Source organism: Neoluteolibacter marinus, from assembly GCF_014904755.1.
GTDB classification, from domain to species: domain Bacteria; phylum Verrucomicrobiota; class Verrucomicrobiia; order Verrucomicrobiales; family Akkermansiaceae; genus Haloferula; species Haloferula marina.
Map to the genome: position 1 here is coordinate 75,366 of NZ_JACZFQ010000040.1, position 25,056 is coordinate 100,421.

17 protein-coding genes and 1 tRNA gene are annotated in these 25,056 nt (G+C 66.4%); 10 read left to right on the forward strand and 8 right to left on the reverse strand.

Annotation, left to right across the window (positions count from 1 at the left end):
• Positions 1–106: 106 nt before the first annotated feature.
• The 9 genes from IG178_RS09595 (at position 107) to IG178_RS09635 (ending at position 9,115) form a co-directional block, all read left to right on the forward strand.
• Positions 107–181, forward strand: a tRNA-Met gene (locus tag IG178_RS09595).
• A 233-nt stretch (positions 182–414) separates the two neighbouring features.
• A complete protein-coding gene (locus IG178_RS09600) occupies positions 415–822 on the forward strand; it encodes a hypothetical protein (protein WP_193212321.1) in 408 nt (135 codons plus the stop codon).
• Between the two features lie 245 nt (positions 823–1,067).
• A complete protein-coding gene (locus IG178_RS09605) occupies positions 1,068–2,570 on the forward strand; it encodes a sugar MFS transporter (RefSeq protein WP_193212322.1) in 1,503 nt (500 codons plus the stop codon).
• Position 2,571: 1 nt separating this feature from the next.
• Positions 2,572–3,690: an ROK family protein gene (locus IG178_RS09610; RefSeq protein WP_193212323.1), complete on the forward strand. Its 1,119-nt coding sequence runs from the start codon at positions 2,572–2,574 to the stop codon at positions 3,688–3,690.
• A gap of 52 nt (positions 3,691–3,742) precedes the next feature.
• Positions 3,743–4,636, forward strand: coding sequence for a hypothetical protein (locus IG178_RS09615; protein WP_193212324.1), 894 nt, complete (start codon positions 3,743–3,745; stop codon positions 4,634–4,636).
• Between the two features lie 219 nt (positions 4,637–4,855).
• Entirely contained in the window at positions 4,856–5,128 is a 273-nt protein-coding gene (locus IG178_RS09620; protein ID WP_193212325.1) for an acyl carrier protein, read from the forward strand.
• 10 nt (positions 5,129–5,138) lie between these two features.
• Positions 5,139–6,494: a beta-ketoacyl synthase N-terminal-like domain-containing protein gene (locus IG178_RS09625; RefSeq protein ID WP_193212326.1), complete on the forward strand. Its 1,356-nt coding sequence runs from the start codon at positions 5,139–5,141 to the stop codon at positions 6,492–6,494.
• 81 nt (positions 6,495–6,575) lie between these two features.
• Complete coding sequence (locus tag IG178_RS09630; RefSeq protein WP_193212327.1) at positions 6,576–7,265, forward strand: hypothetical protein; 690 nt, start codon at positions 6,576–6,578, stop codon at positions 7,263–7,265.
• Positions 7,262–9,115, forward strand: coding sequence for a tetratricopeptide repeat protein (locus tag IG178_RS09635; RefSeq protein WP_193212328.1), 1,854 nt, complete (start codon positions 7,262–7,264; stop codon positions 9,113–9,115). The genes IG178_RS09630 and IG178_RS09635 overlap by 4 nt, the downstream gene beginning before the upstream one ends.
• 79 nt (positions 9,116–9,194) lie before the next feature.
• Here the strand turns inward: IG178_RS09635 and IG178_RS09640 are convergent, their stop codons facing one another.
• From IG178_RS09640 to IG178_RS09655, 4 genes are all read right to left on the reverse strand, one after another.
• Positions 9,195–11,390, reverse strand: coding sequence for a choice-of-anchor D domain-containing protein (locus IG178_RS09640; protein WP_193212329.1), 2,196 nt, complete (start codon positions 11,388–11,390; stop codon positions 9,195–9,197).
• Between the two features lie 355 nt (positions 11,391–11,745).
• Complete coding sequence (locus IG178_RS09645; RefSeq protein WP_193212330.1) at positions 11,746–13,173, reverse strand: FecR domain-containing protein; 1,428 nt, start codon at positions 13,171–13,173, stop codon at positions 11,746–11,748.
• Between the two features lie 5 nt (positions 13,174–13,178).
• Complete coding sequence (locus IG178_RS09650; protein ID WP_193212331.1) at positions 13,179–13,706, reverse strand: sigma-70 family RNA polymerase sigma factor; 528 nt, start codon at positions 13,704–13,706, stop codon at positions 13,179–13,181.
• A gap of 85 nt (positions 13,707–13,791) precedes the next feature.
• Positions 13,792–14,547 (reverse strand): carboxylesterase family protein, encoded by a 756-nt coding sequence (locus IG178_RS09655; RefSeq protein WP_343225955.1) that lies wholly within the window; start codon positions 14,545–14,547, stop codon positions 13,792–13,794.
• A gap of 373 nt (positions 14,548–14,920) precedes the next feature.
• On the opposite strand from IG178_RS09655, the gene IG178_RS09660 reads away from it, so the two are divergent.
• Complete coding sequence (locus tag IG178_RS09660) at positions 14,921–17,308, forward strand: DUF5005 domain-containing protein (RefSeq protein ID WP_193212332.1); 2,388 nt, start codon at positions 14,921–14,923, stop codon at positions 17,306–17,308.
• A gap of 63 nt (positions 17,309–17,371) precedes the next feature.
• Here the strand turns inward: IG178_RS09660 and IG178_RS09665 are convergent, their stop codons facing one another.
• The 4 genes from IG178_RS09665 to IG178_RS09680 form a co-directional block, all read right to left on the reverse strand.
• Positions 17,372–19,918 carry a glycoside hydrolase family 38 C-terminal domain-containing protein gene (locus IG178_RS09665; RefSeq protein ID WP_193212333.1) on the reverse strand — a complete coding sequence of 849 codons (2,547 nt, stop codon included), beginning with the start codon at positions 19,916–19,918 and terminating at the stop codon, positions 17,372–17,374.
• A gap of 2 nt (positions 19,919–19,920) precedes the next feature.
• Positions 19,921–22,152, reverse strand: coding sequence for a GH92 family glycosyl hydrolase (locus IG178_RS09670; protein ID WP_193212334.1), 2,232 nt, complete (start codon positions 22,150–22,152; stop codon positions 19,921–19,923).
• Complete coding sequence (locus IG178_RS09675; RefSeq protein WP_193212335.1) at positions 22,149–24,005, reverse strand: sialate O-acetylesterase; 1,857 nt, start codon at positions 24,003–24,005, stop codon at positions 22,149–22,151. Before IG178_RS09675 ends, IG178_RS09670 begins: the two co-directional genes overlap by 4 nt.
• On the reverse strand, positions 24,005–25,056 hold a 1,052-nt coding region (locus IG178_RS09680), incomplete at its 5' end, for a glycoside hydrolase family 2 protein (protein ID WP_226895264.1). The genes IG178_RS09675 and IG178_RS09680, both read right to left, overlap by 1 nt.

Here is a 25,056-nt window from a genome sequence, read left to right on the forward strand (position 1 = left end):
AGCTTGCCACCGGATCGGCCGGGTGCAAGCGGGCGATTTTTCGGTGGACAGTCCGGCGAGACGACGCTAATCCCTCCGCCCGCCCGTTTTGGGCAGCGACTGGAACGGCAGAGTAGCTCAGGGGTAGAGCAGAGGACTCATAAGCCTTTGGTCGGCGGTTCAAATCCGCCCTCTGCTACCAGTTCGGCGCCGCGGGATTTAGCTCTCCAAGGGCCGTGCCACGGGTTGGAGGTGCTTTGATTCACAGCGGCCGGGGACGAGGGGCCAATCGGCCTGATCGATAGGAGCAGTGCCTTCCGGGTGCATTCCGACCATGGTGGGAGCGGGCGATCCAAAACCTGGTTCAAACTGGTCGACGGCGAGAACCGGTCGTTTCAAGGTTCGCCCTGTTGTGTATCCGTTCGCCAACGAGGGATGATGCGATTCGTGGATATCCAGTGGGGCAGGATCAAGATGGCGATCGCCGTGATGCTCGTGCTCTATGGCGTGGGGCAGGGAATGATGGTCTGGGCTTCGGTGCGCTCCGGATGGGGGAGATTGGCCAAGCATTACCAGACGGATGTCATCTCCACTGCACCGGGTCGTCGTTTGCCGGGGGCGGTGAAAATGGGAGAGCTGCGATTCGGTGTCCGGACCGTGGCAGCCTATCAATCGGCCGACCGGTTGGTGATCCGGGGGCGGAGCGTCCCGCTGGCGCTGGGCTTCCTTCACTTCCCGGATTTGGAGATTCCGCTCGAGCGGATCGAGCCCGTCGGGTCGGGGGGCTCGTGGATCGACTGCGGCGAAGAGGGGAAGGTCTATTTCGAGATGCAGCTGCCGTAGATCTCTCCGGTGTGGGTGCCGTTTGACGCTTCCTCGGCCGCCCCGGGTGGTTGGTAGGATTGGGAACGCTGAGCTGGCTTCGCCGTCGGCGGAGCTGTCCCCGCAAGTGGGGACATGACTAAACCCGGCGTCACGGAATAGGCGTTATTGCTCCTTCATTTGCCCGGCCGTCCTGGCGCGGGGTGGAGGGAGGCTGTGGTGGCGGGATTCCCCGCCCTGCCGACCCATTCCAAAATCCAAGCTGCATGGCACTACCCAACTCGCGCCCGGCGCCCACCGGCGCCCCGCACTCGCCTGACACTTTCCGCGGTCCTTTCGCGGTGATGACCTCGCTGTTCTTCCTGTGGGGATTCATGACGGTCTTCAACGACATCCTGATCCCCCGCTTCAAGGAGGCCTTCGAGTTGACCTATTTCAAGGCGATGCTGGTCCAGTTCGCGTTCTTCGGCGCCTACTTCACCGGGGCGCTGATTTATTTCCTGATCTCGGCCACCGGAACCGACCCGATCGCGCGGATCGGCTACAAGAATGGGGTCGTGCTGGGGCTTGTGATCTCCGCCCTGGGCAGCGCGGTGTTCTGGCCGGCCGCGGCCGCCGAGTCCTATCCGATGTTCCTCGGCGCGCTGTTCATCGTCGGGATCGGCTTCGCGATGCTGCAGATCGCCGCGAATCCCTACGTGACCATCCTCGGTCCGGAGCGTACGGCCTCGAGCCGGCTCAACCTCGCCCAGGGCTTCAACTCCGTGGGGACCACGATCGGCCCGCTCATCGGGGGCTGGTTGATCTTCCAGTACTTCGCCACTTCCGACGCCCACGGCGCCGCTTCGGTGAAGCTGCCGTACATGGGATTCTGCGTCGTCTTCCTGGTGCTCGCGTTCGTGTTTTTCTTCATCCACCTGCCGCATGTCGGCGAGGGCAAGGTCCTGCCCGGGGCGGGGGCGCTGGCCTTCCCGCACGTGCGGCTCGGGATCATCGGGATCTTCATGTACGTCGGGGGCGAAGTGGCCGTGGGCAGCGCGATTGTAAGCTTTCTCGGGCAGGAGTCGATCGCCGGCCTGTCGGAGGCGGAGGCGAGCAAGTATGTCTCGATCTACTGGGGCGGGCTTCTCATCGGCCGCTTCATGGGGTCCGTCGAGTTGAGCGACTTGCCGAAAGCCAGGAAGCAGGTTCTCCTGGCAGCGATCCCGCTGGTGGCTTTCCTCTTCCTGTGGGTGGCGAAGAGCGCGCCGCTGGACGCGATCCAGGCCGGGGGCAAGGGCGATGCCGATATCCTCGCGTTGTGGAAGCAGAGCTTCATCGGGAACTGGAGCGTGTTCCGCTTTTACCTGCCCTTCGTGGGCCTTTGCTGGCTGCTGTTCCAGTTCGGCAAGGGACTCGCCGGGCGTTCGCTGATGATCTTCTCGGGCACCGCGGTCGTGCTGCTGCTGGTCGCGGTCGCCGTCGGCGGCACCGTCGCCATGTGGTGCGTGGTCGCCGTCGGCTTGTTCGCCTCGATCGGCTGGTCGAACACCTTCTCGCTCGCGATCGAGGGCCTCGGGACCTACAAGAGCCAGGCCTCCTCGCTGCTGGTCATGGCGATCCTCGGCGGTGCCATCCTTCCACCGTTGCAGGGGCTGATGGCGGACCACATGAGCATCCAGGCGTCCTTCATCGTGCCGATGATCGCGTTCGCCTACGTGGCCTACTATGGCGCCAGCGGGCACAAGGTCGGACGAAAGGAATCGGGCGCGACCGCCGTGGAAGGATGAGATGAGCGATCCGAACACCGACCCCCGCCTGGTCCTCACCCTCGATGCCGGCGGCACGAACTTCCGCTTTTCGGCGATCCGTGCCGGCAAACCGGTCGTCGAGGGCGTCCACCTGCCGTCGCGCGGCGACGATCTGGAGGCCTGCCTCAAGAGCATCGTCGACGGTTTCGAGACCGTCCGTGCCCGCTGCCCCGAGGCGCCGGTGGCCATCAGTTTCGCCTTTCCCGGCCCCTGCGACTACCCGGCGGGGATCATCGGCGATCTGGGCAACCTGCCCGGCTTCCGTGGCGGCGTGCCACTGGGGCCGATGCTCGCGGAAAAGTTCGGCATCCCGGTCTTCATCAACAACGACGGGGATCTGTTCACCTACGGCGAGGCGATCGGCGGGCTGTTGCCGCAGGTCAACGCGATGCTCGAGCAAGCCGGAAGCCCGAAGCGCTACCGCAATCTCTTTGGCATGACCCTCGGGACCGGTCTCGGCGGCGGGATCGTGCGGGACGGTCGCCTGTTCATCGGCGACAACTCGGTGGCGGCCGAGGTCTGGACCTTGCGGCACAAGCTCGAGCCCTGGACCAATGCCGAGGAGGGCGCCTGCATCCGGGCCGTCCGCAAGATCTACGGCGAGCATAGTGGCATCCCCTTCGGGGAGACGCCGGAACCGAAGGTCATCCACGACATCGCGCGCGGCACCGTGCCCGGCAACGCGGCCGCGGCCCGTGAAGCGGCGCGCCGGCTCGGCGAGGTCGCCGGCGACGTCATGGCCACCGCGTTGACCCTGATCGACGGTCTCGGCGTGATCGGCGGGGGCGTTTCCGGTGCCTGGCCGGCCTTCCTGCCGGCGCTGGTGGCGGAAATGAACAGCGAGTTCATCGCGCCGGATGGCAAGCGCTTCCGGCGCATGCCCGCCAAGGCATTCAACCTCGAGGACCCCGGGCAGTTGAAAGCCTTCCTCAAGGGCGACTCCCGCGAGGTTGCGATCCCCGGCAGCGACCGGACGGTCCTTTACGATCCCTTGCAGAGGACCGGTGTCGGCATCAGCCGGCTGGGCACCAGCGAGGCGGTTGCGCTGGGTGCCTACGCGTATGCGCTGAGCCAGCTCGACGGAACGCGCGCCCGGTGATCGACTCGTTCCAACCGACCATGGATTCTTGAGTGCCGATCGTCGTTCCGAGATGCCGGATTCCCAACCATCAGGGCTTCCCCGGAAAGCCCGCGAAGAAGAAATCCCGCGGGCGCGCTTCCTGTTCGCGTCGGCCCCGAAAGTCCCGCCCGCGCAGGCGGAGTTCCTGGTGGTGACGAAGCTGCGCCCGATCGAGCGCATCGTGGCGTCCCTGGCATGGTGGAACGAGGGCGAGGTGGTGAAGTTCCTGCTCGCGGGCCCGCCGGGGACCGATGGAAGTGCTTCATGGAATGCCCTGCTTGCAGAGTTCGAGGCGGACGGACGCGTCGCCGGGCGACGCATGGAGTTCGCCCGCCTGCTCGCGGAGGATGAGCCGGCGGCGATTCTTTTGGCGGAGTGCGGTTACGAGGGCCGGCACACCGAGCGGGTTTTCGAAGCCCCCGCCGATGCCGTGCGCGAACGGGTCGATGCCATGTTAGAGCGCTACCGGCCGGAGATCCCGGCGGGGTGGCGGACGGAAGCGATCCGGCACCACCCGCCGGAGACGGTCTGGCCGCTGCTTGCGCCCTATCAATTGATCGACCTGGATTCGCTACGGGACTCGTGGTCGTCGCCGGGCGGCGATGGCTATGACCTCGCGTTCTCGTCGGTGCTCCTCGATGGCAGCGACGTGCTGGGCGTCCTGCTGGTAAGGACGAATGCGGTTTGCCTCGCGGTCGATGTCCGGGTGGTGAGCCCGATGCCGCCGAGACTGCGCGCGCTGGCGAACCTGGCGCTGTTCGATCACATCGCCCGTCTGGCGACCCCGGAAAGGTCGAGCTTGCGTGTCCTGGCGTTCCGGGCGCGCCAGCAGGACCACCTGGAAACCGCCAACCTCGCGAAGCGGATGGGCGGCCGCGAGGTGGCGGTGCGGCATATCTACACCCGGCCGGGGCAGGCCGGTTGAAGCGGATCGATCCGCGAGGCCCAGCTTGACGGGGAGGCCCGGGGTTTCATTGACTCGTAATCGCGCCATCTTTCCGGGTGCCATGTCCGTGATGGCCATGGCGAGCCGGAGGCGGCGCGATATGCATGAAAAATCCGCGTCGATCGAGGGAACCTGTTGGCGTCGCCGTGCTGGTCGCACGCCGCGGGGTGAGCATCATGAAACCGCACCTTGCCGCGGATGAGTGACGCCGAGTTTCACCGGGGAATCGAGTCCCGTGTCCTGACGGTGGTCGAGGAGGTGCTGTCGCTCGACGCCGGGACGGCGCGGCGCGACTCGTCCATTCAAGATGACCTTGGTGCCGATTCCCTCGACATGCTGTCCCTGTTCACCGCCCTGCAGGAAGAATTCGGCGGTTCCGTCGACCTCGACGAGGCGGAAGGAATGAGCACCTTGGAGGACGTCATCGCCTACATTTCCACCCGGGTGAAAACCGCCGCGGATGCCGGGTGAACGACGAGTCGTGATCACCGGGACCGGGGTGTTTTGTCCCAATGGTTCCGATGTCGATGAGTTCTGGAGCAATTGCCTCGCGGGCTGTGGCCGGGTCGGGCGCATCCCGGAGCATTGGCTCGACCACGCGGACCTGCGGTCCACCTTGTGGGCGCCTTTGCCCGAACTCGACCTCGACGGGCTCGGTGCCAACCGAAACGAACGATCCCAGCGCGATCCCGTGTCGCTGATCGGGGAATGCGCGGCCCGCCAGGCGCTGGCACAGGCGGGCCACGACCTGGTCCTGCGGGATCGCCGCGCCAACGCGTTCGGGATTCCCGGTGTCGAAGCGGAGCGGGCCGGGATCTTCGTCGGCACCGGGATCGGCGGGGCGCACAGCTTCCTGGGGAACTTCAGTCATCACCTCCTCGGGCGGGCGAAGCGCGAGATCGAGGACCTTGCCGGCCGGCTTCCCCCGACCATGAAGGAGGCCGATGAACTCAGGATGACGGGCCGCCGATTGGTGCATCCCGAGCGATTCAATGCCTTCGCCGTGTCGATGCTGATGCCAAATGCCACCGCGGCGCACCTCGGCCAGAAGTTCACCTTCCACGGCGCGAATGTCACCACGACCGTGGCCTGCGCGGCGGGCACCGTGGCGATCGGGCAGGCCTTCCGTGCGATCCAGTGCGGCGAGCTGGACCTGGCGCTGGCCGGCGGGTGCGAGTATCTCCGCGACGACTACGGTGCGATTTTCCGCGGCTTCGACATCGCCCGGACCCTGGTCCAGGACTGCAGTGATCCCGCGACTGCCAACCGGCCCTTCGACGTGCAGCGTTCGGGGTTCCTGCTGGCCGAGGGGGGCGCGGGCATCTTGTGTCTCGAGGAACGCGGGATGGCTTTGCGGCGGGGCGCGACCATCCTGGCGGAGGTCACGGGCTTTGCGCAGACCTTCGACGCCCACAACATGATGAGCATCGCGCCGGACGGTCGGCAGGTCGAACGGATGGTGCGGGCCGCGGTGGCCGATGCGGGGATCACTCCGGAACGCGTCGACTATCTCAATGCCCACGGCACAGGCACCCGCATCAACGACGCCATCGAGTCTGAAGTGATCGCCCGGGTTTTCGGCCCCCGGGTCAAGGTCAACTCGACCAAGGCGCTGACCGGGCACTCGATCGGAGCAAGCGGCGCACTGGAGGCAGTGGTGTGCGCCCATAGTCTCGCCGAGCAACGGACCCATGCCTGCGTGAACCTCCAGGAGCCGGTCGCGGATCTTGCCTTCGTGAGATCTTCCGGTGCGCTCGAGATGGATCACGCGCTTTCGCAATCTTTCGCGTTCGGCGGCCACAACGCGGCACTGGTTTTCCGGCGACACCAGGCGTGAGGTGCCGGGGTACGGCGTTGGGATAATCTCCGTGCAACTAAACCTGAAGTGACGGAACGGGCGTTTGTTCTGTTACAACCCATGAAACAACCCAAGCACTTGAAATCGTCGATGGCGGTTGCGGTTGCCGGCCTTTCCGCCGGTACCGGCCAGGCCGCGGTGAGCGTGATCAACCACGATCTGACACTCACCTACACGGGCACCACGGATGAGCAGGTCTCGTTCGATATCACGGGCGACGGCAATGCCGACTACCGCTTCGTCTACGCCAACAACAACAACACCAAGCCGCAGATCACTTCGTTTCCCTTCGAGGGCGGCGGCACCTATGAGCCGAACCAGGTGATGATGCCGGATTCGGGTTCGAAGGTGCTGCCGGCGGACCTGTCGCTTGGCACCATCGTGGACGGCTCCCTCTACGGGGGCGTGTCGCTGTGGGAAGCCTTCTTCTTCAAGAACTACGACGAGAACGCCTTTGGTACCTGGGGAGGTGCGGACACGGGGAATCCCATCGGGCCCGTCGAGGGCTACATTGCCCTGCGGATCGAGACCGGCGGTGAAGGCTCCGGCCTCTGGAATTATGGCTACGCCCATGTTTCGATCGACGTCCCGGCCGGCACCATGACGGTGTTTGACACCGCCTACCAAGACGTCCAGGGGCAGGGCATCACGATTGTCCCGGAACCCTCGGTCGGTGTGCTGGCGGTCGGCGCCCTCGGCCTTGCCTCGGTCCGCCGTCGTCGTCGAACGCCCGAGTTGGCACGGGGATGATTGGCGGAGGAAAGCGCCGCTTGTTGCTGGTGGGCTGGGAGGCGGCGGACTGGGAGGTCCTCCATCCCTTGATGGACGACGGCAGGATGCCGGTGCTCCGGGGCCTCGTGGAAAACGGGGCCAGCGGTGCGCTCGCCCATCACCCGCCGCCCTTCAGCGCCTCGCGCTGGACGACCCTTGCAACGGGGAAGCGACCCTGGCAGCACCAGGTTTGCCTGCCGGTCCACCGGACCGGTGGCCGTGCCGAACCTGTGGGGGCGGAATCGCGGGGTGCACGGTCGATCTGGGAGATCCTGTCCGGGCACGACCTCCGGCCGGTGGTCGTCGGCTGGCCGGCGAGCCACGGCGGCGGGATTGAGGGAAGCCTGATATCGGACCGGTACCCGGTGCCGACGGCTCCACCCGGGAAGCCGTGGCCCGGAGCGCCGGCGGGAACCTATCAGCCCGCAAGCCTCGCGGCTGCGTTCGACGACCTGAGGGTGCGGCCGGAGCAGATTGGCGCGGACACGATCGCCCGCTACGTTCGCGATTGGCAGCAGGTCGACCAGGATCGTGATCCGTCCCTCGCGAAGCTCCGGCTCCTGCTTGCCGCCGACGCCTCGTTCCAGACCGCGTTCTCCCGGTTGATGGCGACCGAAACCTGGGATTTCGCCTCCGTGCGTATGCCGGCGATTGGTGCCATCTGCAGCCTGTTTGCCCGCCATTGCCTCCATGCCGGCGATCCGGCCGCGAAGCCGCAGGCGGTGTATCGCGAAGTACTGCCGGTGGCGTATCAAATGCTGGACGCGATGCTCGGGGCGCTCGTCCGGTCGGCGGGTCCCGCGGCCGCGGTTGTGGTCGTTTCGGCCGGAAGCATCCGCGAGACCCTTGCGGCTCCGGGCGGGGAAGACGGGCGCGCGGGAGCCCCGGGCATCCTCGTCGCCTCGGGGCCGGGATTCGGCCGCGACCTGCTGGTGCATGGCGCACGGGCGGTCGATGTCACGCCGACCTTGCTCAACTGGTTCGGGCTCGCCCGTGGCGACGACATGGAAGGCCGGGTCCTTGCCGAATGCCTGGAGTCGCCGTGCGAGATTCCCGCCTGCCCCAGTTGGGAGTCGGGGCCAGCGGACGATGCCGTGCGCCTGGCGGAAGCCAAGGCGGGCTTGTCGCCGGAAGAACGGAGGTTGTTCGAGTGGAACCTCGTGCAATCCATGCTGGATGGCGGGCGGATTGGCGACGCCTTGCCGCGGATCGAGGCGTTGGTACGAGACTTCCCCGAGAACCCCGCCTTCATCCAGTGCCTGTTCCAGACCCTGCTGGCCATGGGCCGGACCGACGCTGCCGGGGAGTTGATGGAACTGGTGGAAGAGTCGCTCGATCCCTTTGCCGTGCTCCTTTGCCGCGCCGAACTGGCATGGGCCCGGGGCGAAGCCGAAGAGGCCCGCGAGTGCATCCGGGGCCTGCTCGGTTTTCCCGCGCGGAGTTCGGCGGCATGGCATCGCGTCGGGCTGCTGCTGGTGGCGTTGCGCGAATGGGAGCTCCTCGAGAAGTGCGCCCGGTCCGTCCTCGGGCATGGCGACGACGAGGTGGCCTGGCTCGGGCTCGCGGAGGCGCTGCTGCGGCGCCGGGACCTCGACGGCGCGGCGAAGGCGGCCCAGCGCGCGATCGGGATCCGCTACTGCTTTCCCGAAGCCCACCTGGCGCTTGCGCGGGCCTTCGCGGCCCAGGGCATGATCCGGGTGGCCGTCGAGGCCCTTGACCGCCTGCTGCGGATCTCGCCCGGTGATGAACTGGCCCGGGCCTACCGGCGCCGTCTGCTTGCTTCCGGTCGTGACCGCGATCCCGGTCATGTTCCCGCCGGTGTGATTTGAACTTTCGGACGCGGTCCGGCGCAATGAAAAGGCATCGCCCCCCGGCGAGGAGGCGATGCCATCAAGGGGCGGTTGCCGTTTACTCGCCGCCGGGACCGCTGGCGATCCTCACGAAGCGCTTGGGACCACCCACCGGGCAGGGCGGGATCGGGTCGCCGCCGGTGAAGTCGCTGCCCGGCACGGGAGCGAAGTCGTCGAGCGTGACGCCGGTCTCGAGGTGATAGGTCTGGCCGGCGGTGAGTCCGCTGGAACCGGTGATGACGATATTGCCGTCGACGATCTCGACGCCCGTAATGGCGAAGGGTTCGGGATTCGGGGCGATCGAGTTGGGATCGATCAGCGTGCCGGGGCCGCTGCTGAAGCTTGCCGCGACATCGCTGGAGTCGAGGACACCACGCCAGATGCGCATCTCGTTGATGCTGCCGGCGAAGTCCGGGTCGTTGTGGAAGACCGGGGCACCGAGGAAGTTGTCGGTGGTGATGCCAAGGTCGTGGATTTCGCCGGTCCACGCCACGCTGTCCGCGAGGGTGCCGTTGACGTAGATCGAGATGAGATGGCCGACGGCATCGTAGACCACGACGACATGAGCCTCGCTCCCGGCGGGAATCCCCGGGGGATTGTCCCCGTCACGGGTGTGCACCTCATTGGTCCCGTTACGGAAGTTGGCGCTGGGGAAATCCAACAGGCTGTCCCAGGTGAAGTCGAGGTAGGTGACCGTCTCCGCCGTGGTGCCCGGGATGCCGAACATCCAGACCTTGGTCCAATCCTGGGGAATCGGGTTCAGCGGGTCCGGAACCACCGGCGTGAACCAGCCCTCGAAGCTGAGGCTCGAGGCTGCGGCGATGGTGGCGCTGACCGGGACCGACGCATAGTCCTGGCGGACCCCGCCGCCGGGCAGGACCAGTGATCCTCCTGACACCGAGGCGGCTCCCACGAGGGTGGCATCGGCGCTGCCGGCGCTGTCGCTGAGGTCGTCGAAGCTCCAGCGGTGGGCCAGCGAGACGGTCGTTTCCTGCGGCGGGGCGGAGACCTCGACGTTGACAAGGAGCGTCGGCGTCGGGTTGTCCGGGTCGTTGGTCGAGAGGGTGATCACCGCGCTCTTCACGCCGGCTGCCAATCCCGTCGGGTCGAAGGAGAACGGCAGGTTCACCGAGCCCTGGCCGGCGGCGGTCAGGCCGCTGCCGATGAAATCATGGGTGACGGCGAAGCGGGTCGAGTACGGCCCGGCCGCAAAGTAGGCGTCGTAGATTTCCAAATCCGCGTAGCCGCTGTTCTGGATCTCCACGTTGAGCGCCTGCGCGCCGTCTCCGCTCGCGAACGGCCCCAGCTCCAGGCTCGCGGGGAGCTGGATGTTGGGCTGGCCGACTTCCACGGTCACCGGCAGGCTGATCACCGGCGCGAAGGGATCGTCGCTGGTCAGCTCAAGGGTGGCGGAGAAGGTGGAGACCAGGCCTTCGGGGTCGAAGTCGACCGAGAAGTCGATGCTGCCGCCGGGTCCGATGACCAGTGGATAGGTTTCGTTGATCGTGAAGTAGTCGGCGTCGATTCCCGTGAAGACCGCCGAGGTGATGGTCAGCGGATTGGTGGCACCGCCGTTGGAAACCGAAATCTCGAGGGTGACCCCGGTGGTGTCGGATTGCCCGGTGAAAGCATCGGGAACCACCAGCGCCGGATCGTGGGGCGGGATCGTGATCGCCGTGTTCGGATCGGTCTCGTAGCCGGTCTCGAAGACCTTGATGGTGCCGCCGGGAACATCGACCCGGACATGGGCGTAGCCGTAGTTCCAGGTACCGGAGCCCTGGCCGCCGGTTTCGATGCGCAGGGCGATGTAGCCTTCGACCGGGCCGGTGGGATTGTCGGTATCGGGGCCGCCCCATTCGCCGAAGGCGTTGTTATCGAAGTTCCTGAAAAGGAAGCCCTCCCAGAACGACATGCCGCCATACAGGGACCCGTCGATGACGCTGCCGACCGCCAGGTCCGCCGGGACGGCCTTGGAGGTGATGTTGGGCATCATGATGTGCTCGGGGGCGTAGGCCCCGCCGCCGGGGAACGGCTCCGAGGTCAGCTGCGGCTTGGTGTTGTTGTTGTTGGCGTAGACGAAGCTGTAGTCGGGATCGGCATCCCCGGTGATGTCGAACGAGAGCTGGCCGCCGCCGGCGTGCGTGAAGCTCGTGTTCTGCGGGGTGATGACGACGGAGCCCCGGGAGGTGTTGGTACAGACTCCGGTGGCCGCGACGGCGAGGGAGGATGTGAAGTAGCGGGTTCTTGGGTTCATTCTGGGTTGTTTTGGTTTTCTATCGGCCGGTCCGCGGCGGCAGGCCGGGTACCGGGAAGGTGGATATCCCGCAGCGCGACAACTGCCCGGGGCCGGGGGGCCGGGGGTGCTGGAAATCCACGGCACGCGCGGGTTCACGCGGGCCTCTCGCTTGGATTCGGCGCATGGGTTTTGCGGGTTCGGAAAATCGAAACAGTATTAACGTCGAAACCCGGAGTTCAGGTGTAGTTGACGCGATCTATTTCTCATCCGTCACCCCGTTACAGGGGAACGGGCCGATCCGATTGGCCGCATCCGGATGCGCCCCCGGGGCCCCTCAAGGGGGAGGTCCGCCGCAGCGGGCGGGCCCGCCGGCTCAAGGGGCGGGATCGTAGTGGCCCGGGTAGACGACGATCTTCACCACCAGGTCCTCGAGGGCGAGGTCGCCGCCACCCTGGTTGAAGATGCTGAATGATCCGGGAATGGCGTTCGGACGGGTCGTCAGGGTGACGAGTTCCTTGCCCTGGACGGAGGAGCCTTCGTAGAGCACCGCCCGCCCGGTCCAGGATTCGTAGAGCAAGGTCAGCGTCCGCGTTTCGAAGGCGCGGATGTCGGTGACCGGCGACGAGGCGGGGCTCTGTTCGTCCTGGAGCCGCCAATGGTGGTTTTCCGCGGAGTGAGCGGACACGCTGAACATCCGCTGGCCGTCGGTGTCGTGGAAGAGCAGGCGTTCGCTGGCGAAGGGCTGCTGGCTCTTGTCCTCTTCATTGGACGGCTTGCGGGTGGTGAAGGTCACCACGTGGGAGATGTTCTTCCCGCGCTCGTCGATCCGCTCGAAGTTCGCGGTCAGCGAGCGCTGTCCGAAGGATGTGTCGAGCGCGCCGTTGCGGAAGACCTTGGGCTCGACCCGTTCCTCGCCGGCGATGAGCCACGGCTTGCCGGTCTGCGGGCGGCGCAAGGCGGACGGGTCGTTGGCGGGCCGCTCGAAGTTGTCGGAGAACACGATGCGCTGCCAGGGGAGGTTCTGGACGAAGCGGTCGAGGTCGAGGTCGACATCCACGGCGTCGTCGGCCGGCTTGTAGGCGATCGCGAGCCCCGAGGTCACCTGGTGGGTGTTTTCTTGCGGGTCGGTGATCCGGACCTCGCCGTTGCCGACGTGGACTTCGAACGAGCCGTCGGCCTTCGCGTCCACGCCAAAGCGGGTGCCGATGTCGCGGATCACGGTTCCACCGCAGTGAACCTCGAACCCGTTCCCGCCGGCCGAGATGTCGAAGAAGCCGCGGCCGGAGATCAGTTCGACGTTGCCGCTCCGGTCGAGAAGCTTCACCCGGGCGGGGCCCTCGAAACAGGCGTTGACGCGGGAAGTGAGGCCGACCTTGACCACGCCCCGCTCGATGTTCAGCTCCTGGCCGACACTCAGGACCCCGGCCGGGCTGTCGCCCGCGAAGTAGCGGCAATCGGCGGTGCCCTCGACGGTTGCGCCCGTCTGCGGCAGCTTGATGACCAGGAAAACGATCGCCGTCACCAGCATCAGGATGGCGGCGGCCGCGACCGAGCCGAAGGCGAACTTGTTCCGCATCCGGTTGATCATCCACGACCCTTCCATCGCCTTGGCGCGGACGGTGGTGTATTCGGGCATCCGGTAGCGGTCGGTCAGCAGGGAATCGACCGCCAGCAGGTCGTAGTAGAGCATGCGGGCGGCCTTCGAGGCCAGCAGCTCCTGTTCGATTTCGGCGCGTTCGTCCTCCGAAAGTTGTCGTTCGACCTTCCGGTTCAGCAGCTCTTCCAATCGGGCGCGTTCCATCGCGGTCAGACGGTTTGGAGCTTCTTGCGGATGCAGCGGCGCAGGGAGATGCGCAGCTGGAAGAGCCGCGCCTTGAGCGTGCCGACACTGCGGTTGGTGGCGGCTGCCAGCGTGTCGAGCGTGGCTGAGCTCCAGTAGTGGTGGCGGATCAGTTGCTCGTCCTTGGGGGTCAACCCGCGGACGCACTCGGCGAGCGCCAGCTGGCGTTCGGGCAGCTCGTCGGCGACCTTCGGCAGTTCGCGGGCGAAGAGGTCGAGCAGTTCCGTGTTGAGCGGCGTCGTGCGCGCCTTCGCCTGCTTGCGCATGTAGGCCTTCACCTCGATCTGGGCGACCCGGAACGCCCAGTTCTTGAAGCTGGTGCCCGGCCGGAAGGCCTTGCGCTTGCGCCAGAGGATGATGTTGACCGCTTGCCGGATGTCAGCGGCCGAGTCCGGATCGTCGCAGAGGGCGCGGATGAAGTACAGCAATTCGCTCTGGCAATCCGTGAGCTCCTGCACGAATTCCCCCAGCGATGTCTCCTCGGCGTCCGGCATGCGATTGGTGAAACAGTAGTAACGTCGGGGCCGGCCGCCGAAGTTTAGTCGGGCCGGCACTTTGCCGCGCTGGATCCGGGTCCGGTCAGTGCCTGCGCTTCTGTTTCAAAAGCCAGGGGTAGAAGGCCGGGTCGTCGTAGGTCTGGGTCCACGAGTCGTGCTGCGCTTCCGGGAAAACGGTCAGGGTGGCGTCCTGCGCGCCGGCGCGCTTGAGGGCGTCGATCATCCGCTCGGATTCCTCCAGCGGCACGACCGGGTCCTTGGCCCCGTGATAGGCTCGCACCGGGAGCGTCTTGAGGATCTCGCCTTTCTCCCGACCGGCGAGGATCACCTTGATCCTCTCGCCGCCGCCGCAGATGGGGACGATCGCGGCGAAGCGTTCCGGGTGGCTGAGGCCGAGCGCCCAGGTGCCGTAGCCGCCCATGCTGAGGCCGGTGAGGTAGACGCGGTCGGGATCGATGTTCTGCTCGGCCATGATCTTGTCCAGCAGGCCCGTGAGTTCGGCCACGTCCCAGGTTTCGCCATCCGGGCACTGCGGGGAAACGACCACGCAGGGGAAATCCGGGTTCTTCTCGATCTGCTTCGGCGGACCGTGGGCCTTCACCTTCTCGAGGTTGGAGCCGCGCTCACCGGCGCCGTGGAGGAAGAGGATCATCGGGAAGCCCTGCTCGCGCTTGGCATCGTAGTCCCGCGGGAGGAAAAGCAGGTAGTCGAGCGCCTCCTCGCGGGTCACCGTGCGGGCGAAGTGCTGGTGGGTCTGGGCTCCCGCCTTGGCGGGTTCCGGGTCGGCGGCGCTGGCATTCAGGAGCATGAGGAGCGGAAGGAAGTGGATGGGTTTCACGATGAGAGAAACGTCGGGAATCCGCAGTTCGATCGGACGAATCGTGGCATGCAGGGAAAATGTCCGGCGGTGGCGCGGCGGGCTGTCGCGAAGTTTCCGGGATTGCCGGACGGATAGATGCGGCACAACTAAACCTGAATTCGGCAAAACTTCGTTTGTTTATCCTGTCGATATTTCTCGGATGATGTGCCGGGTTCCGTCGGTTGCCTGATGATATGAGCGGGGAACCGGGTGGCGTGGCATTGAATCATGCGGGAGGCGGCGGGCCGGCGTGTCCACGGGGCGCGCTGGGAAACCCGAGAAACCACAGATAAAACCCATGAAACCTAACATGCGGCCCGGAGGATCCGGGCGGTCACACCGGCGCGCGCTCTTGTCCCTGCTCGCGCTGTCCATCGGCACGGCGGGAGCCCAGCTCCTGCCGAACGCCGGCTTCGAGTCCAACTTCAGCGGTTGGACCACCTCCCAGGGATCGGGAGCCGCGAGCTTCTCGAATCCCACCGCCTCGCCCTTCGCGGGATCGAAATCCGCGCGGATCGCGGTCTCCAATCCCGGCGCCGGCACGCGCCCGTCCCTGACCACCACCTTCCAGGCGAGCGCGTCGGAAACCTACCTGGTGCGCTGGTTCGCGAAGTCCAGTGTCAACCGCCCGCTGATGCACCTCCAGGTCAGCAGCGCCGGGGGCCCGACCTACTCCGCGGCGGAATACCGGCCGTCCTCCAACGGCTGGGAAGGCTACTACTGGTCCTTCCGAGCGTCGGGAACGACCACGCTGAGCATCACCTTCGGGCAGGCGGCGACCTTCGACCTCGACGAGCTCCAGGTCTTCGACACCCAGAACGCGATCGACCACACCGGCACGCGGCTGGACCCCGAGTTGCACCATCTGTGGCGCTGGGGCCAGCCGTCGCAATCCGGAGGACTGTTGAACACGGACAATGATATCTCCGTGGAACTCCCCGACGGCCGGGTGGTGTGGCTTTTCAACGACACCTACACGGGGACGCCGAATCCCTATGACAACAGCACCGGGACGGCGGGCTTCGTCCGCAACATGCTTTTCGTCCAGAACGGCGAGACCCTGACCCCTTGGGCGCCGGGCGCGACCTCGTTCTCGCCGTCGACCTCGGGCAACTGCTATTGGCCGAACGATGCCTTCGTCGAGGGCTCGAAGCTGAAGATCATCCTGCACGAGGTCGGCGGCTACGGCCAGTATGTCGGCTGTGCGGTGGCCACCTTGTCGCTGCCGGGGCTCACGCTGGACGGGATCTCGGGACTGTTGCCGTGGCGGATCTCGAAGGTGGTCGACGGCGCGGACGGCTACTTCTACGTCTACGGCGGCGATGACGAGAAGAAGGTCGCCAGCGTGCCGAAGGGCAGCTTCAGCAATCTCTCCGCCTGGGAATACTGGGATGGATCCGGATGGGCGGCGAGTTCCTCGTCGGCCGTCTCGGTGAGCGGCTTTCCCGGTGCCTGGAAGGTCGTGCGGATCGGTCCGAACAACTTCGCGGCGATCCATTCCGGCTTCGTCGGCGGCCAGATGCTCACCGCCTTCGCCCCCACGCCGGTGGGTCCGTGGACCAGCGCCGAGTGGATCGCGACGCCGGCCTGGGAGGCACAGAACTCCTACTACTACATGCCCTACCTACACGCCCACACGGTGCAGAACGGCGTCTACGGCGTCGGCTATTCTGACATCGGTCCCGACGGCGCGGATGGCGCGGGACCTTTCCTGTCGAACCGGCCGGGGAACGACCATTGCTTCTACAACATCCAGTACTTCCGCACGCCGAACCTGCTGGAGATGTCGCCGTACACCGTGAACTTCTTCAGCGACACCTTTGCCGACAACGACCCCGCGGAGTGGAAAACCTACGGCGGCACCTGGACGGCCGCGTCGGGGACCTACTCGGTGGCTGCCTCGGCGGGTCCAAAGGCGATCGCCCTGGGGGTCGTCAATGAGGACGTGACGGTGGAGGCCGACGTGACCGCCAACGGCGGGGACGCGGGGCTGATCTTCCGCGGGAGCAACTACCGGGTGGGAGCCGATAATCTGAAAGGCTACTATGCCGGGATCAAACCGGGCAGCGGTGTGATCCTCGGGCGGATGAACAACAATTGGACGCTGCTCCAATCCTCCCCGATGACGATCGCCAACGGCTCGACCCACCATTTGCGGGTCGTCGCCGCCGGAAGCCTGATCAAGGTCTACTGCGACGACATGAACACGCCGAAGATCACGGTGACCGACACGACCTTCGCGAGCGGCAGCTGCGGGGTGCGGGCCTTCCTGTCGAACGCGACCTGGGACAACTTCGCGGTCAACCTGGTGCCATACGAACTGGAGCCGGGCTGTGCCCCGGGCCAGCGGCTCGACGTGTCCGGCGGTGGCAGCAGCAATGGCACCAACGTGCAGATCTGGCAGGACAACAACAGCAACGCCCAGTCGTGGACCCTGCAGGACCAGGGCGACGGTTCCTGGGAATTGATCCCGGCCTGTGCGCCGTCGCTGCGCCTGGAGACGACGGGCGTGAACAACGGTTCCGCTGGCGCCAACGTGCAGATCTGGGGCGATCACAACGGCTCGGATTCGCGCTGGATCCTCGTTCCCGCCGGAGACGGGGAGTTCGAGATCCGGCCGGGTCACAACCAGGGGTTGCGACTGGATGTGTTGAATGGCGGGACATCCAACGGCACCAACGTGAGGCTGTGGACCCCGAGTGGCGGTTCGGCCCAGCGATGGAAATTGATCCCGCGCTGAACTAGGCGATCCCGACACGCAGGCGCCGTTCCTCTGTCTGCAGGGGGACGGCGTTTTGCGTTTTCAGTGGCGTCGGGCCGGCTGCAGATCGGAGACCCGCAGGGTGCGGAAGCCGAGGCGCGGGATTTGCAGCTCCACGGTGCCTTCGGCAGACGGCTTGAGCGTCTCGATGACGCGGCCGTCGAGTTCGACCAACTCGACCGTGCCGGCGTCGATCCCGAGCTTCACCTGCCGCGGCGAGTCGTCGCCATGGGAATTGAAGAGGCGGATGAAGATCGCGCCGTCGCGCTCGAACATGGCCGGCACCTGCCACCCCGGGCCGGGATCGACCAGCGAGCGGTCGCTGGTTTCCCCGCCGCGGGAGAAGGCACCGGTCGCGGGTTCCTGCCAGGCGGCGGACAGGCCCGGGAGATCGGCGGCGTCCCATTTTCCTGCGTGGGGGACCAGGGCGTAGCGGACTTCGGTCGGGCCCTCGATCCGGTAGTCGCGTGCCCACAGGCCCTTGCCGGCATACTGGAGGGTCAGCCCGAGCGGGTGGTCGGGACCGTGGGTGTAGCTGGTGGTGTGGTCGCTGAAGAGCGCGAGCCCGGACTTCGCGCCGGCCACGTCGACCCAGTCGAGGATCAGGTTGTGTTTGATCGCGTCCCAGGATTCGTAGAACGAGTCGACGAGCTGGCTTTCGCAGACGTCGAAGGGCGCGTTCTTGGTGAGTTTCGGCTCGTCGAGCGCGGTGGGGAAGAGGGCGAGCAACTTGAAGCGGTCCTGATAGGCGGGGCGACGGAAGTTCTTCCAGCCGTCTTTCTCCTCGGACTCGCCGATCCGCGGGTTGCCTTGCCAGTCGATGCGCACGTTGCAGTCGATCACCGGTGATCCCTGCGTGAGCGAGAGGCGCTGGGTGAAAGGGCTGCCCGCGATTTCTCCGGCGATCTCGACGGTCGCGCGGAGCGGGCCGTTCTCGATGATCGTCACCGTGGCCGGATGGTCGGCGCTCGAGTGGAAGCCGCCTTGTTCGTAGAAGTGACCGCGGAGTTCATTGAAGCGGCGTTCGCTCGCCTGGTCCACGACCTCGCGGTGGTTTTCCCGCTTCGATACCAGGCTGCGGATCGTGCCGCCCTTCGCGGGGTCGAGTTCGATGCGGTAGAGGTCGCTTTCGAGCACGACGGCATCCGCGGTGGAAGTCGTGGTCACCGTCGCCTGGGGCGAATCTTTATCCTCGCTGAGTGAGACGGTCGCGTAGCCCATCGGCGGCAAGGTGGCGCGGACCAGCAGGGTGCTTTGGCCCGGCGTGTCCGAGGCGACGACCTGGGTGGGGAAGTTTCCGCCATGGGCATCCCGTGATACCCAGCGCGAGGGGCCGTCGGTTTTCGGGATCGGCACCCCGACCACGGTGTCGCGCGAGGTGGCGGTCGGGTTGAAAAGCCTCACTGACCTTCCGCGCGGGCGGCCTTCGCCGTGGAGCAGCGCTTCGATCGCGGTCTCGGTGGCGAGGTCGCTGACGGCATTGGCGACCCTGGTCCAGCGCCGGAGCTGTTCGGCCCAGGTGTTGCCGGTGCGGCCGTTGTAGGGGACGATCCAGCAGTCGTGGTGCTGGGACAGCAGGACGTTGTGCCAGGCCTCGTCGAAGCCGGCGATCCGCGCCGGCCGGCCGGCATCGACCCGCGCCATCGCCGCGAGTTTTTCGGCGACGAGCAGCCGGTGCTCGGCCTCGCGGCTCTGTTGCGCCATCCGCTGGAGCACCTGCGCGCCCCACATCAGCCCGGGTTTCACATCTTCCTGGGAGAACTTCCAGTCGTCTGTGGTTTCTCCGGCGGTGACGTTGCGGAAGTAGTCGCTCCAGAGGATGGTCTCGGTCGGCCGGTAGTGGTCCTTCGCCGACCATTTCAGCCATGGCCCGCCGCCCCAGCCGGCGTCCTGCAGGCACATGCCGACCGGGTGCCCGATGCCCTGGGCAAAGGCCGCCTGGATGTACTCCGGCGAGTTGCCCGACGCGTTGGTCGACCACGGGTTCTCCGGGTGAAGCGATTCGGACTCGTAGCGCGGCACGGTCAGGATCGACGTGCCGTCGGGACCGATCCAGTTGACCAGCTCGCCGCCGCGGGCGGTGGTGTAGCCTCCCCAGCAGGTGTTCGGGTTCTTCAGCGAGGCGAACTCGAAGCCGAAGGACTTGAGCACGCCCGGCAGGCAGCTGGTGAAGCAGGGCTCTTCGGACGAGTAGGTCGTGTACTTGAGCGACGGGAAATGCCCGCGCATCGCCCGGATGCCGTGGTCGAACTGGCGGATCACGCTTTCGCCGGAGCTTTGGAAGAAGTAGCTTTGGGCGTAGCTCGGGTTCACCACCTCGATCCGCTCGCCGGCTTCGATCAGCTTCTTGAACGCGGCATAGGCCGCGGGCTCGAGGTCGCGGGCGACGTCCCAGGTCTCCGGCTCGATCTCGAGGTTGATCTTCCACTCGGGATGTTTCCCCAACTGCTCGACGAGGAACGAGGTGTAGCCCGGCGGGTAGTGGCCGTAGACGCCGCCGTGATAGCCGTCGATGAACCAGGCCTTCCTCGCCTCCTCGGCGTGAAGCGGGCCGAGGCAGGCGAGGGCGAGGAGAAGGGGACGTGTCATGCTCATTCGAAGTCGTTCGGCGGCGCGTCGGCTTCGGCGGAACCCCAGCGCTTGTTCGGCTCGGGTCCCATCGTGAATTCCAGCAATCCGCCCGCGGTGATGACGTCGTGGGCGAGCCAGGTCTTGCTGAAAGGTTTGCCATTCAGCTTCGCGGACTGGATGTAGCGGTTCTGCTTGCTGTTGCCATGGGCGCGGACGGTGAAGGCCTCGTTCTTGCCGAGGTGGATCACCGTTTCCCCGAACAAGGGGCTACCGATCAGGTAATTCGGCGAGCCGGGGCAGAAGGGGTAGAAGCCGGCGGCATTGAAGACATACCAGGCCGACATCTGGCCGGTGTCCTCGTCGCCGACCATGCCGTCGCGGTCGTAGAGCTCATCCATCACGCGGCGGACGGCGTGCTGGGTTTTCCACGGCTGGCGCAGGTGGTTGTAGAGGAAGAGCACGTGGTGGTTCGGCTCGTTGATGTGGGCGTACTGCCCCATCTTCGAATGCTCGACCTCGCGCATCTCGTGGATCACCCGGCCGTAGCCGCCGACCACAGTGGTCGATGGCATCGACAGCAGGGTGTCGAGCTTCGCCGCCATCTTGTCGCGGCCGCCGAGCAGCTCCATCAGGCCGTAGGGATCGTGCTGGACCGACCACAGCCACTGCCAGGCATTGCCCTCGACGTAGGCGCCGCCCCAGGCCAGCGGGTCGAAGGGCTCCTGCCAGCTGCCGTCCGAGTTCTTGCCGCGCATGAAGCCGGTCTCCGGGTCCCAGACGTTGCGGTAATTCCTCGCCCGTGCGAACAGCTTTTCCGCCAGCCCGTTCTTGCCGGCAGCCTGGGCGACCTTGGCGACGCACCAGTCGCCGTAGGCATACTCGAGGGTGCAGGAAGTGGCGGCATCCTTGCGCTTGTCGACCGGGACGTAGCCGAGGGCGATGTAGTCCTCGACGAAATCGCGGCCGGCCCAGGAATTGCTGCGCATGGCGTTTTTCAGGGTCGCCTCGTGGGCTTCCTGGATGTCGAAGGTGCGCAGTCCCTTCGCCCAGGCGTCGGCGTAGATCGAGTCGGCATGGGAGCCGATCATGCACGGCCGGTTCCCCGGGCTGGGCCAGGCGGGTAGGCTGCCGCCCTCGCGGTAGGCATTGAGCCAGCCCTCGAGGATATTCGAGCTGTGCTCCGGATAGTAGAGCACGAAGAAGGGGAAGGCGGTGCGGTAAGTGTCCCAGAGGCCGTTGTCGGTGTAGAGTACGCCGTCGCGGATCTCGCCGTCGGCGAAGGGACTGTAGTGGCGGATCTTGCCGTCCTTGTCCGGCTCATGGAACATCCGCGGAAACTGCAGCGAGCGGTAGAGCGCGGTGTAGAAGGTCGACTTCTGGTCGTCGTCGGCGCCCTTGATGTCGACCCTGGCGAGCTCGTCCGCCCATTGGCCGCGGGCCTTGTCCTTCGCGTTCGCGAAGTCGAAGTCCGGCATCTCGCGGCCGAGGTTCAGCTCCGCCTGGTCGTAGCCGATGAAGGAAGTGCCGATGCGCATCGTGACCGGCTTCCCCTTCCTCGCCGCGCCGAACCTGACCACGGCGGTGTCGGTCTTGTCGTCGCGGGTGACATCGACCGCCTCGTAGGGATGGTCGAACTCGGCGATGAAGTATTTCCCGAAGCCACCCGGCGCGCCGAAGGTCACATGGGTCGCCTTGCCGCGGATGCGGGTCTTCTTGCCGTCGCCAACGGCTTCGACGGTGCCCTCGGCGGTGAAGACCACGGACGCGGCGTCCGTATCGGGGAAGGAGAAGCGGAACATCGCGCAGCGCTCGCTCGGCGTCAGCTCGACGGTCGTTTCGTAGCGCTCGAGCTCGACGGAGTAATAGTAGGGCCGGGCGATCTCGTGGTCGTGGCTGAAGGCCGAGGCGCGGTCGCGGACCGATCCTTTCACCTCTCCCGTCACCGGCATGACCAGGAAATTGCCGTAGTCGCGCATCCAGATGCTCGGCTGATGGGTCGCGCGGATCCCTTCGAGCTGCCGGTGCTTCATCTGGTAGAACGGCCCGGCATTGCCGTCGGTCTGCGGTGCCCAGGTGGTCATGCCGAAGGGGGCGACGATCGCCGCGAGGGTGTTGCCGCGGGAAAACTCGCTGTCGCCGTTGGTGCCGGACAGCGGGTTGACGCAATCGACCGGATCGCCGGTCAGCGGGGCGGCTGCGTAGGCGATGGTGGATGCGGCGAGGGCAGGGATGAGGAGTCGGGCGATGTTCATGGGTTGGTGAGATTCCAGTTCAGGGTGACGGCTCCGTTGGCCGGAGCCTTGGCGACCAGGGTGTGGCTGCCGTTGATGTGGTCGATGCCTTCGACTACCAGGGTCGTGGCCTCGCGGGTGAGGCGGGCATTTGCGCCTTCGATCCGCAGCGCGACCTGGGGATCGAGTTCGACGTGGAATTCGATGGGGTCCTTGTCCCGGTTGGTCAGGGTCCAGGTCATCGATTCCTCCCGTGCTTGGATCTCGAGCGTTGCGTTGCCGTCGGAGAGCGACAGCCGGCGGGGGCCGGTCACGGACACGTAGGCGAGGTTGCGAGGGCCGAATCCGCCGGGGATCCGGGTGCCGCCGCCGGGTTCATGGGACAGGAACTGCTTCCCGCCGGCGACCAGGCTGGCGATCGATCCGTCCCGGCCGGTCTCCAGCGCATAGCCCGGAGCCTCGAGGCGATAAACCGTCGGCAGCGATTGGAAGGCCAGCGAGTCCGGTTTCAGGCTGTCGGTGCGGAAGGGCGCCGCGGGCAGGCCCTCGCGGTTGGTGAGATTCGCATCGGGCATCGCGCCCCAGGCGAAGCGGACGGTCGCCGGACGGTCGACGCCTTCGGCTTCGAGGGAGAGCTGGGTGCCGTCGAGGGTCGCCGTGGCAATCCGGTAGTCGCCGTCGCTTCCGGCCAGCATGAAGCCACGGGCAGGCTCGCCCGGTGGCACGGAGAGCGGCTGGTCGAAGGTCAGCACGATCCGCCGCCCGGCGACGTTCAGCTTCTCCATGCGGGGTCCGTGGGCCGCGCAGGATTCGTGATGAACCTCGCGGCGGGCCAGCAGGGCGAGGCGCCGGCCGACCTCCTCCTTTTCGTGCGGATGAAGGTCGAATCCCGGGGTGGTGTCGTAGGTCACCGCCAGCCAGGCATTGGGGTCTTTCCGGCAGGCATCCGCCTCGGCCTCGCGCAGCCAGCTGAAATCGAGGCCGTTCATCCGGCCTTCGAAGGCAGGCAGCTGGACCACCAGGAACGGCAACTCCGGCTGCTCCCAGTGCTGCCGCCAGCGCTGCATCAGGTTTTGCAGCAATTCCGAATAGACCTCCGGTTTGCCGGCGTTGGCCTCGCCTTGGTACCAGGCCGCGCCCTTGATCCGGTAGGCGTGCAGGGGGAAGATCATCCGGTTGTAGAGATGGCCCGGGGGAATGCCGAACATCGAGCCGCTGATCCGGTCCGCGGGAATCGCCGGCAGCTCGTCCAGGGGCGTCCAGCCTTCGATCGCGGTGCCGCCGAAGCTCGAATCGATCAATCCCAGCGGCACTTCCGCGAGTTCCGGGTTCTGCCGCAGGTGCTTGCCGAAAAACCAGGCCACGGCGGAGAACTTGCGCAGCGCCTCCGGCGTGCAGGTTTTCCACTCCGCGCCGAGCGAGGCGTCGGGTCGCTCGGCGCCGGACTTCGGCATGGACAGCAATCGGACCGGGAGGCCGGGTTTCGCGGATCCGATCGCCCCGGGGCCGCCGTCGACCTCATCGAGGCCCATCTGCATGTTCGACTGGCCGGCGAAAACCCAGACGTCGCCGACGAGCAGGTCGTCGAGCTGCGCCTGGTCGGCCCCGGCCCGGGCGGTCATGGCGAAAGGGCCGCCGGCGGGCAGCGGACCAAAGGACACCGACCAGGTTCCGTCGGCGGCGATCCTGGTGGACTGTTTTTCGGACCCGAAATCCACGGTGAGCGTGGCATCGGCTTCGCCGCGCCCGCGGACCACGATCGGTGCATCGCGCTGGAGGACCATGTGCGGGGTGAACGGCGAGTCGAATGCCAGCTCCGCCGCGCCGGGGAGCGGGGCGAGGAACAGGATGGCGGCGAGGGCGAAGCGGTGCATCAGGGTCGGGTGTAGGTGTCGCGGAGGCTGCGGACGATCAGGCCGGCGCGGAGGTCGGAGAGGGAAAGCGGGGTGGATGGCTTGAGGTGGATCGTCACCGGCTCGCCGGGGAAGAGGTGGACGAAGTTATCGGAATAGCAGGCGTCCGGATCCGGGCAGGTGATCCAGGTCCACAGCGCCGGGGCTTTCGAGGTCAGGGTGATGTTGAAGCCGTCGCCGGCGGCCGCGATCTCCGCGGTGACCTGCGGGTCCGCGAGTTCGAGTTCCTTCGGGCGGGTGAAGAACAGCACGTTACTGTTCGACTTCCCGCCGGCTGTGACATCGAGCCAGAGCAGCAGCTTGTCGCGGCCCCTGCGGTCGATTTCACGGCCGAGTTCGAGCCGCGGGCCATCGACGCGGGAGGTGCCGGGCGGCAGGTCCACGCGATCGCTGCCGCGGGCGATATTCGTCCCCTCGAGGTCGGAAAGACGCCACGTCAGCTCCGCCGTCGCGGCTTCCGGCAGGTCGCTGGCGATTCTCAGAAGCACTTCGCCGCCGGCCGGAACCCCCGAGGCCATCACCGCGCCGAATGACCGGCGGTATCCGTAGTGGGCGGCTTTCCAGCGGCCATGGTAGTCGATGCTCGACCAGGTCGGGCCGGGCCAGCAGTCGTTGAGCTGCCAGACCAGCGCGCCGCTCGAGGCCGGCCAGTCGGTGCGCCAGTGCTCGATGCCGAGGTTCATGGCGTAGGACTGGTTGATCTGGCTCAGCCACAGCGTCGACTCGTGGTCCTTCGGTTCGCGGAAGTAGCCGCGCATTTTGTCGAGGATGAGGGTGTTGCCCCGGCCGTTACCGTTCTTCTGGTGGAAGAGATGAATCTCGCTGAGCACCGAGTCGCGGTCCGATTCCCCGGTGTAGCCCGCGACCGTGGCGGGGTGGGGGAAGGACTGGAAGCCGAACTCGGTGATCCAGTCGTGCGACTCGCGGTATTTCTCGTAGTCGGCGCCGACGTGCCAGACCCACCAATTGTGGTCGTCGCCGGCCTCCGGGCTGGCGCCGACGTAGTTGCCGG

Bases quoted from the DNA above. Each gene is read 5' to 3' on its own strand.
- IG178_RS09600 (WP_193212321.1), top strand. From the start codon at position 415: ATGATGCGATTCGTGGATATCCAGTGGGGCAGGATCAAGATGGCGATC.
- IG178_RS09605 (WP_193212322.1), top strand. From the start codon at position 1,068: ATGGCACTACCCAACTCGCGCCCGGCGCCCACCGGCGCCCCGCACTCG.
- IG178_RS09610 (WP_193212323.1), top strand. From the start codon at position 2,572: ATGAGCGATCCGAACACCGACCCCCGCCTGGTCCTCACCCTCGATGCC.
- IG178_RS09615 (WP_193212324.1), top strand. From the start codon at position 3,743: ATGCCGGATTCCCAACCATCAGGGCTTCCCCGGAAAGCCCGCGAAGAA.
- IG178_RS09620 (WP_193212325.1), top strand. From the start codon at position 4,856: ATGAGTGACGCCGAGTTTCACCGGGGAATCGAGTCCCGTGTCCTGACG.
- IG178_RS09630 (WP_193212327.1), top strand. From the start codon at position 6,576: ATGAAACAACCCAAGCACTTGAAATCGTCGATGGCGGTTGCGGTTGCC.
- IG178_RS09635 (WP_193212328.1), top strand. From the start codon at position 7,262: ATGATTGGCGGAGGAAAGCGCCGCTTGTTGCTGGTGGGCTGGGAGGCG.
- IG178_RS09640 (WP_193212329.1), bottom strand. From the start codon at position 11,390: ATGAACCCAAGAACCCGCTACTTCACATCCTCCCTCGCCGTCGCGGCC.
- IG178_RS09645 (WP_193212330.1), bottom strand. From the start codon at position 13,173: ATGGAACGCGCCCGATTGGAAGAGCTGCTGAACCGGAAGGTCGAACGA.
- IG178_RS09650 (WP_193212331.1), bottom strand. From the start codon at position 13,706: ATGCCGGACGCCGAGGAGACATCGCTGGGGGAATTCGTGCAGGAGCTC.
- IG178_RS09665 (WP_193212333.1), bottom strand. From the start codon at position 19,918: ATGACACGTCCCCTTCTCCTCGCCCTCGCCTGCCTCGGCCCGCTTCAC.
- IG178_RS09670 (WP_193212334.1), bottom strand. From the start codon at position 22,152: ATGAACATCGCCCGACTCCTCATCCCTGCCCTCGCCGCATCCACCATC.
- IG178_RS09675 (WP_193212335.1), bottom strand. From the start codon at position 24,005: ATGCACCGCTTCGCCCTCGCCGCCATCCTGTTCCTCGCCCCGCTCCCC.